Annotated in this window: 8 protein-coding genes; 3 read left to right on the top strand and 5 right to left on the bottom strand. The window is 59.5% G+C overall.

Going from position 1 to position 6580, the window contains the following annotated elements; genetic code table 11:
- Positions 1–253 precede the first annotated feature (253 nt).
- The 4 genes from WMO66_RS01400 to WMO66_RS01385 all read right to left on the bottom strand — a co-directional run bounded on the left by WMO66_RS01400 (position 254) and on the right by WMO66_RS01385 (position 3793).
- On the bottom strand, positions 254–1351 hold the full coding sequence (locus WMO66_RS01400; RefSeq protein WP_349134624.1) for a DUF362 domain-containing protein: 1098 nt from the start codon (positions 1349–1351) through the stop codon (positions 254–256).
- 170 nt (positions 1352–1521) lie between these two features.
- The gene (gene gap, locus WMO66_RS01395) at positions 1522–2535 is read right to left on the bottom strand and encodes a type I glyceraldehyde-3-phosphate dehydrogenase (protein WP_349134623.1); all 1014 of its coding nucleotides are present in this window, start codon (positions 2533–2535) and stop codon (positions 1522–1524) included.
- Positions 2536–2741: 206 nt separating this feature from the next.
- Positions 2742–3008, bottom strand: a complete 267-nt coding sequence (locus tag WMO66_RS01390; protein WP_349134622.1) for a PqqD family protein — start codon at positions 3006–3008, stop codon at positions 2742–2744.
- 203 nt (positions 3009–3211) lie between these two features.
- Positions 3212–3793, bottom strand: a complete 582-nt coding sequence (locus WMO66_RS01385) for a biotin transporter BioY (protein ID WP_349134621.1) — start codon at positions 3791–3793, stop codon at positions 3212–3214.
- Positions 3794–4044: 251 nt separating this feature from the next.
- Here WMO66_RS01385 and WMO66_RS01380 point away from each other — a divergent pair, with 251 nt between their 5' ends.
- The 3 genes from WMO66_RS01380 to WMO66_RS01370 all read left to right on the top strand — a co-directional run bounded on the left by WMO66_RS01380 (position 4045) and on the right by WMO66_RS01370 (position 6084).
- Positions 4045–5022: a biotin--[acetyl-CoA-carboxylase] ligase gene (locus WMO66_RS01380; protein ID WP_349134620.1), complete on the top strand. Its 978-nt coding sequence runs from the start codon at positions 4045–4047 to the stop codon at positions 5020–5022.
- Positions 5023–5313: 291 nt separating this feature from the next.
- Positions 5314–5835 (top strand): nitroreductase, encoded by a 522-nt coding sequence (locus WMO66_RS01375; RefSeq protein ID WP_349134619.1) that lies wholly within the window; start codon positions 5314–5316, stop codon positions 5833–5835.
- Positions 5836–5919: 84 nt separating this feature from the next.
- Positions 5920–6084 (top strand): hypothetical protein, encoded by a 165-nt coding sequence (locus tag WMO66_RS01370; protein WP_349134618.1) that lies wholly within the window; start codon positions 5920–5922, stop codon positions 6082–6084.
- A 156-nt stretch (positions 6085–6240) separates the two neighbouring features.
- On the opposite strand, the gene WMO66_RS01365 is transcribed toward WMO66_RS01370, so the two are convergent.
- Positions 6241–6537, bottom strand: a complete 297-nt coding sequence (locus WMO66_RS01365; protein WP_349134617.1) for a hypothetical protein — start codon at positions 6535–6537, stop codon at positions 6241–6243.
- Positions 6538–6580 lie beyond the last annotated feature (43 nt).

Raw genomic sequence — 6580 nt, 5'->3', positions numbered from 1 at the left:
CCCCGCCGGGGCCGGGGCAATCTCGGGAAGGCAGTTACGTTTTCGCCGTGGCTTTCCTGTGATCGAGCCGGGTACTGCGAGATTGCCACGTCGCTTTGCTCCTCGCAATGACAAACTTGAAAGCCCGTAACGCTCAACGAGGACGCCCGGCAGCCTGCAGCTGCCAACGGCGCTCACGGAGCGCCGCTGCAATCAAATTACGAAAAACCGCCTCCGTCGGAGTCCTTCCGGCAGAGGCGGCTTTTGTATACTGTCAGATCTCGATCAGCTTATACTCGCGCGAGCCGAGGCCGATCTTCTCGCCGTGCTCCGTCTGGTCCTGCCAGTGCGTCACGGTGTGGACGGCGTGGAACAGGTCGTCGGAGGAGGCGTCCTCAAAGGCGGCGTTCGGGTTGCGCGGCATGCGGCTGCACATTTCGGCGCAGGCCTCATCCAGCGCGACGGGGTCGAACGAAGCAAACATGCCGACATTCGGGATGACAGGCACGTCGTTCTCGGCGTGGCAGTCGCAGTTCGGTGAAATATCCATGGCAAGGCTGATGTGGAAGCTCGGGCGCCCCTGCACGACGGCCTTGGCATACTCCGCCATCTTGCAGTTGAGCAGGTGGCCGTTCGGGTCGTACACGCCCTCAATGGCGTCCATCGGGCACACGGCGATGCAGCGGCCGCAGCCGACACACTTGTTCGTGTCGATGTGCATCTTGCGGTTCTCGATCGTCGGGGCATCATGGGCACAGATCTTATGGCACGCGCCGCAGCCGATGCACTTGGACTCGTTCACGGCGGGCTTGCCGTCGGCGTGCATTTCCTTCTTGCCCGCGCGGGAGCCGCCGCCCATGCCGAGATTTTTGATCGTGCCGCCGATGCCCGTGGCCTCGTGGCCCTTGAAGTGGGTCAGAGAAATGACGATATCGGCATCCATCAGTGCGCGGCCGATGCGGGCGTTCTTTACATACTCGCCGTCAACCGGAACGGCGACATCGTCCGAGCCCTTCAGGCCGTCGGCAATGATGATGTGGCAGCCCGTTGTGTAGGGCGTGAAGCCGTTGACATAGGCGGACTCGATGTGGTCGAGGGCATTCTTGCGGCCGCCGACATAGAGCGTGTTGCAGTCCGTCAGGAACGGCTTGCCGCCGAGCTGGCGCACGAGATCCGCGACGGTCTTTGCATAGTTCGGGCGCAGGTAGGCCAAATTGCCCGGCTCGCCGAAGTGCATTTTAATGGCGACGTAGCGGTTCCTGAAATCGATCTGGTCCATCCCCGCCGTCAGCAGCAGACGGGAGAGCTTCTGCTGGATGTTTTCCTCCAGCGTGGTATGGAAGGTGGTAAAGTAGACTTTCGATGCGGCCATGTTGCATACCTCCTGATCGTGGATCGCCTCCCCCGGGTAAGGCAGGCGGTTATCGGGGACATTCCTCTATGGAAAATTATAGCGCATCTGCGCAAAAGTTGCAAGCGGACGGAAAAAGGAACGCGTCCTAAAAGTTTAGGACGCGCTCCCGTTATGCAATTGGATGAGAATTACTCGGCGTGATCAACGCTGTACATGTGCTTGATGAGCTCGAGGACCTTGTTGGAGTAGCCGATCTCGTTGTCGTACCAGGAAACAACCTTCACAAAGGTGTCGGTCAGAGCGATGCCGGCCTTGGCGTCGAAGATGGAGGTGCGGGTGTCGCCGAGGAAGTCGGAAGAAACGACGGCCTCGTCGGTGTAACCCAGAACGCCCTTCAGCTCGCCCTCAGAGGCTTCCTTCATGGCGTTGCAGATCTCTTCGTAGGTAGCGGGCTTCGCGAGGTTGACAGTCAGGTCAACGACGGAGACATCCAGCGTCGGAACACGCATGGACATACCGGTCAGCTTGCCGTTCAGCTCGGGGATGACCTTGCCGACAGCCTTGGCAGCGCCGGTGGAAGACGGGATGATGTTGCCGGAAGCAGCGCGGCCGCCTCTCCAGTCCTTCATGGACGGGCCGTCAACGGTCTTCTGGGTAGCGGTGGTGGAGTGAACGGTGGTCATGAGGCCGTCGGTGATGCCGAACTTGTCGTTCAGGACCTTGGCGATCGGGGCCAGGCAGTTCGTGGTGCAGGAAGCGTTGGAGACGAAGTTCATGTCCTTCGTGTACTTGTCGAAGTTGACGCCGCAGACGAACATCGGGGTAGCGTCCTTAGACGGAGCAGACATGACGACCTTCTTGGCACCGGCAGCCAGATGGCCGGCAGCCTTCTCCTGAGTCAGGAACAGGCCGGTGGACTCGACAACATACTCAGCGCCGAGCTTGCCCCAGGGCAGATCAGCGGGGTTGCGCTCTGCAGAGATGGGGATCTCCTTGCCGTTGACAATGATGGAGTTCTCGGTAGCCTCGACGGTGCCGTTGAACTGGCCATGCATGGTATCGTACTTCAGCATGTAAGCGAGGTAGTCAGCCGGGCACAGATCATTGATGCCGACGACTTCGATTTCCGGGAAGTTCAGGCTTGCACGGAAGACCATACGGCCGATACGGCCAAAACCATTGATACCAACTTTGATAGACATAATGCGTATCCTCCATTTACGTTTGTTCCGCCGGTGCTTTGTCCGACGGTGCGATAATAATAGGATCTTGCGGTTTTTCAGCCTTTTTATTATAGCGAAATTCGCAAAAAACCGCAATCGTCAAATTTCATCAATTTCTACGGGTTTTACAGGGAAAATTGAGAAAATTGTAGAGAATCGGGATATTCCCTGACAATTTTGCGCACTTACTCCACAATGCCGAGCTCACGCAGCCGGGCAAGAAATTCCTCGACATCCGCGCGGACCTGCTCCGCGGGCGCACCCTCGAATTCCTGCAGCAGGCCCTGCGTCAGAGCCTCGGCATCCGCCGCCTCCGGCAGCATGCGCCACAGAGCCGCACCGGTCTCGTTGAGCGTCAGCATGCCGTTGAGATCCAGCGCCGTTTTCCCGGCTGGGACCAGCAGCGTCTCCCCTGCGATCTCCCGCAGGACAAAATCAAGTTTTACGTTCATGGGGCCGTCCTTTCCGCGGATCGCTCCGCCGGTTTCCTGCCTTATATTTTCGGCTTGTCAAAAAGGCCCTTTCGGATTTTTCCGCCAGACTGCTTTCCAAATTGCAAAGCAAAAATTCGGCCGGGCAGGTCTTTTGACAGTCTGATTTTATCACAAGACAGGTCTTCCTGCAAGCATTCGCGCGCAAAAAAGGACTTTTTCGCTCAATCCCTGCGCAGGACCGGCAGCAGCCGCACGCACAGGAGCGTCGTCACAACGATCTTCAGCGCGTCAAACGGCAGGAAGATCAGGCAGCCGGACACGATAGTCTTCTGAATGCTCCACTTGCCTGCCAGCACGAAGTACATATAGGGAAGGCCGATCAGGTACAGCACGGCGAGGCCCGCCACACAGGCCAGCGCGATGCGGAGCATACCGCGAACAGCGTGGCCGCGGAGTGTCGAGGCCTTCAGGTCGCGGGTCAGCAGACCGATGACCATGGCCATGAGCGGCAGGCCGAGCAGGAAGCCGCACGAGGGCTTTGCCAGATACATCAGGCCGCCGCCCTCCGTGAAGATGGGCAGGCCGATAAGGCCGAGCAGAACATAGACCACCTGCGAGGCCGCTCCCCACCACGGACCGAGCAGGATGCCGGCCATGGAGGTGAAGAACACCTGCAGCGTAAAGGAAATTTCCCCGGCAGGAATGCGGAGGAAGGCGCCGATGGCAGTGAGCGCGGCAAACAGGGCCGTAAGCACGAGCGGCAGGACCGTGCTGCGTGCGCGGGAGGAATGGGTGTTGTTCATGAAATTTTCTCCGTTCTCTTTTCTCTTTCTGATTTCCGTCTGCACCGGTGGGCGCGGTACAGACGGTTTACATTTTGCCTGCGTCAGGTTTACGATAGGCGCAAGCAGTTCGCCGCCTCGCAGCGGCGATCGCGCGGTCCCACCCGAAAAAAGGCATTTACAGCCCGGAAAAAATCGGGTATACTGGAACCGGCAAACGTATTATACCGGACGGGGTCCGGAATTGCAACCATTATTTTGGAGGGAATGCCATGGGAAAGGCAGAGGTGCTGTCCCTGCTGCGGGACGGCGAATATGTCTCCGGAGAGGAGATCAGCCGCGCGCTCGGTGTCACGCGCGCCGCCGTCTGGAAGGCCGTGCAGGCGCTACGGGCCGACGGCTGCAGCATTGACTCCGTGCCGAATCGGGGCTACTGCCTGCACCGGCCGGAATCGGCCCTGAGCGATGCCGCCGTGCACGCGCTGCTGGAGGGCTGCCCCTGGCCCATCAATGTCCTGCCCACGGTGGACTCGACGAACACCTATGCCAAGGCGCAGGCCGCACTCGGCGCGCCGCACGGGAGCGTCTATATCACCGGCCGCCAGACCGGCGGGCGCGGCAGGCGCGGGCGGACGTTCGTCTCGCCGCCGGGCGGTGTGTACCTTTCCGTCCTGCTGCGGCCGCAGCGCGAGGCTGCGGAGCTGCTGTGGCTGACGTCTGCCGTCGCCGTGGCCATCCGCCGCGCCATCCGGGACTGCTGCCCGGCCGATGTCGGCATCAAGTGGACGAACGATCTGGTCATCGGCAAGCGGAAGGTCTGCGGCATCCTGACGGAGCTGGCGGCAGAGGCCGACAGCGGCATGCTGGAATATGCCGTGGTCGGCATCGGCGTGAACTGCAACACGGACACGGCTTCCCTGCCCGAGCCTGCGCGTGATGTGGCCGTCTCGCTGCGGGAGGCCGTCGGCACGGCCGTCGACCCCAATGCCCTCGCCGCGGCCATGGTCCGCCGTTTGCACGAGCTGGATGTGCAGCTGCCCGGGGCGCTGCCGCAGTGGCTGGCGGAATATGCCGGAGTCTGCGTGACGCTGGGGCAGGACGTGCAGATCCTGCGCGCCGGAGAGACGCGCCTTGCCCACGCCATCGGCATCGACGAGGCGGGCGGCCTGATCGTCCGCTACCCAGACGGCACGGAGGGCGTCGTCAGCTCCGGCGAGGTCTCCGTCCGCGGGATGTATGGATATGTCTGATATTTTATAGGCGCAATTGACAGGGGAAGAGCACGCCCCGCCCGGCGCTGCACCGGCAGCCGGTACAGACTGCCGTTAAAATGGTAAAATCCAGTTGCGTCTGTAGCGGCGCTTAGTAAGCGCCATGCGCACCCGCAAATCCTGCGGTACAAATTCAGTGGCAATGGCCACCAGATTTGTCATTCCGAGGGCCTCACGCCATAGAATTCATGCCGCAATCATTGCCAGCCTCCATGGCGCTCACTGAGCGCCGCTACAATATGGTATATATGATCTGAAAGGAGTTTTCTTATGAACGAAGTTCTGAACTGTCTCGAGACCCGCCGGAGCTGCCGGGCCTATCGCCCGGAGCAGGTGCCGGAGGAGGCACTGCAGGAAATTCTGCGTGCCGGGCTTTACGCGCCGAGCGGCATGGGCCGCCAGTCCGTAAAGCTCCTTGTCGTGCAGGACCCCGCCGCGATCGCCGCACTGGAGCGGCTGAACGGCGGTGTGCTCGGCAGCCCGGACGCTCACCCGTTCTACGGCGCGCCGACCGTCTGCGTCGTGCTGGCGGATGCCGCCGCGTTCACGGCCGTGGAGGACGGCTCGCTCGCGCTCGGTAACCTGATGAACGCCGCGCACAGCCTCGGCATCGCCAGCTGCTGGATCCACCGCGCCCGTGAGGTCTTCGCCTCGGCCGAGGGCAAGGCCCTGCTGCAGCAGTGGGGCGTCGAGGGCGAGTGGATCGGCATCGGCCACTGCATCCTCGGCTATGCCGCGGAGCCGGAGAAGCCTGCCGCCCCGCGTCTGGAGGGCCGCATCGTCCGCATCTGAGCTGAAAATTCACAATTATCCCCTTGCGAAATTCTTATTTTGCGGTATACTATAACTACCATTTCAATACGGGAGGTCAATTTCATGAAGAATAATCTGAAGCTCATTCTGGGCATCATCGGCGGTGTCGTCGTTGTCGGCAGCATTGCAGTCGCCATGATCCACTTCTGGGACGATCTGAAGAAGCTCCTTCCCTGCTTCGGCAAGTGCGACGAGGGCCTTGACGATTTCGACGAGATCGAGGCGTAAAATCTCATAAAAAAGCGCTGCGGCCGTGAGGCGCACTCCGTAAGGAAGTGCGCCTCAATTATATTCGCCTGACGGCGAGTGATATTGTCCTTTGGACAGTGATATTATGCTTCGCATCGTGATATTGCCTGCGGCAGTTTAACAGGCGAATATATATCACAAAAGCCGAGCAGCTTTTATATCACGTTCCGAAAAGGAAAATATCACTCCGGGCAAAGCCCGGAATATCATTTTCGTCCATAGGTACAGCGAGCATCGGATCTTGTCACCAAAATCCAGTATCGATCCGTTTTCGGATCGCGCCAAAAGAAGTGGCTGTCTCAAAATGCGAATTGTAAGAGAATAGTTCCCTTCAAAAGTTAGATAAATGCCGTGGAAATCCAGTTTTAATTGGATTTTCACGGCATTTATTGTTGGGCTAATTTCAGAAAATTCTATTTTGAGATAGCCCATTCTTCCTTATGAAGCCTCTTCTGATCCGCAGCGCTTTTCATTT

The organism is Faecousia intestinalis, from assembly GCF_040096185.1.
Taxonomy (GTDB): Bacteria; Bacillota; Clostridia; order Oscillospirales; family Oscillospiraceae; genus JAZOXB01.
The sequence above is the reverse complement of the archived record's forward strand: the minus strand, read 5'-3'. Positions and strand labels throughout refer to the sequence as shown.

Bases quoted from the DNA above. Each gene is read 5' to 3' on its own strand.
- WMO66_RS01400 (WP_349134624.1), bottom strand. From the start codon at position 1,351: ATGGCCGCATCGAAAGTCTACTTTACCACCTTCCATACCACGCTGGAG.
- gap (WP_349134623.1), bottom strand. From the start codon at position 2,535: ATGTCTATCAAAGTTGGTATCAATGGTTTTGGCCGTATCGGCCGTATG.
- WMO66_RS01390 (WP_349134622.1), bottom strand. From the start codon at position 3,008: ATGAACGTAAAACTTGATTTTGTCCTGCGGGAGATCGCAGGGGAGACG.
- WMO66_RS01385 (WP_349134621.1), bottom strand. From the start codon at position 3,793: ATGAACAACACCCATTCCTCCCGCGCACGCAGCACGGTCCTGCCGCTC.
- WMO66_RS01380 (WP_349134620.1), top strand. From the start codon at position 4,045: ATGGGAAAGGCAGAGGTGCTGTCCCTGCTGCGGGACGGCGAATATGTC.
- WMO66_RS01375 (WP_349134619.1), top strand. From the start codon at position 5,314: ATGAACGAAGTTCTGAACTGTCTCGAGACCCGCCGGAGCTGCCGGGCC.
- WMO66_RS01370 (WP_349134618.1), top strand. From the start codon at position 5,920: ATGAAGAATAATCTGAAGCTCATTCTGGGCATCATCGGCGGTGTCGTC.
- WMO66_RS01365 (WP_349134617.1), bottom strand. From the start codon at position 6,537: ATGGGCTATCTCAAAATAGAATTTTCTGAAATTAGCCCAACAATAAAT.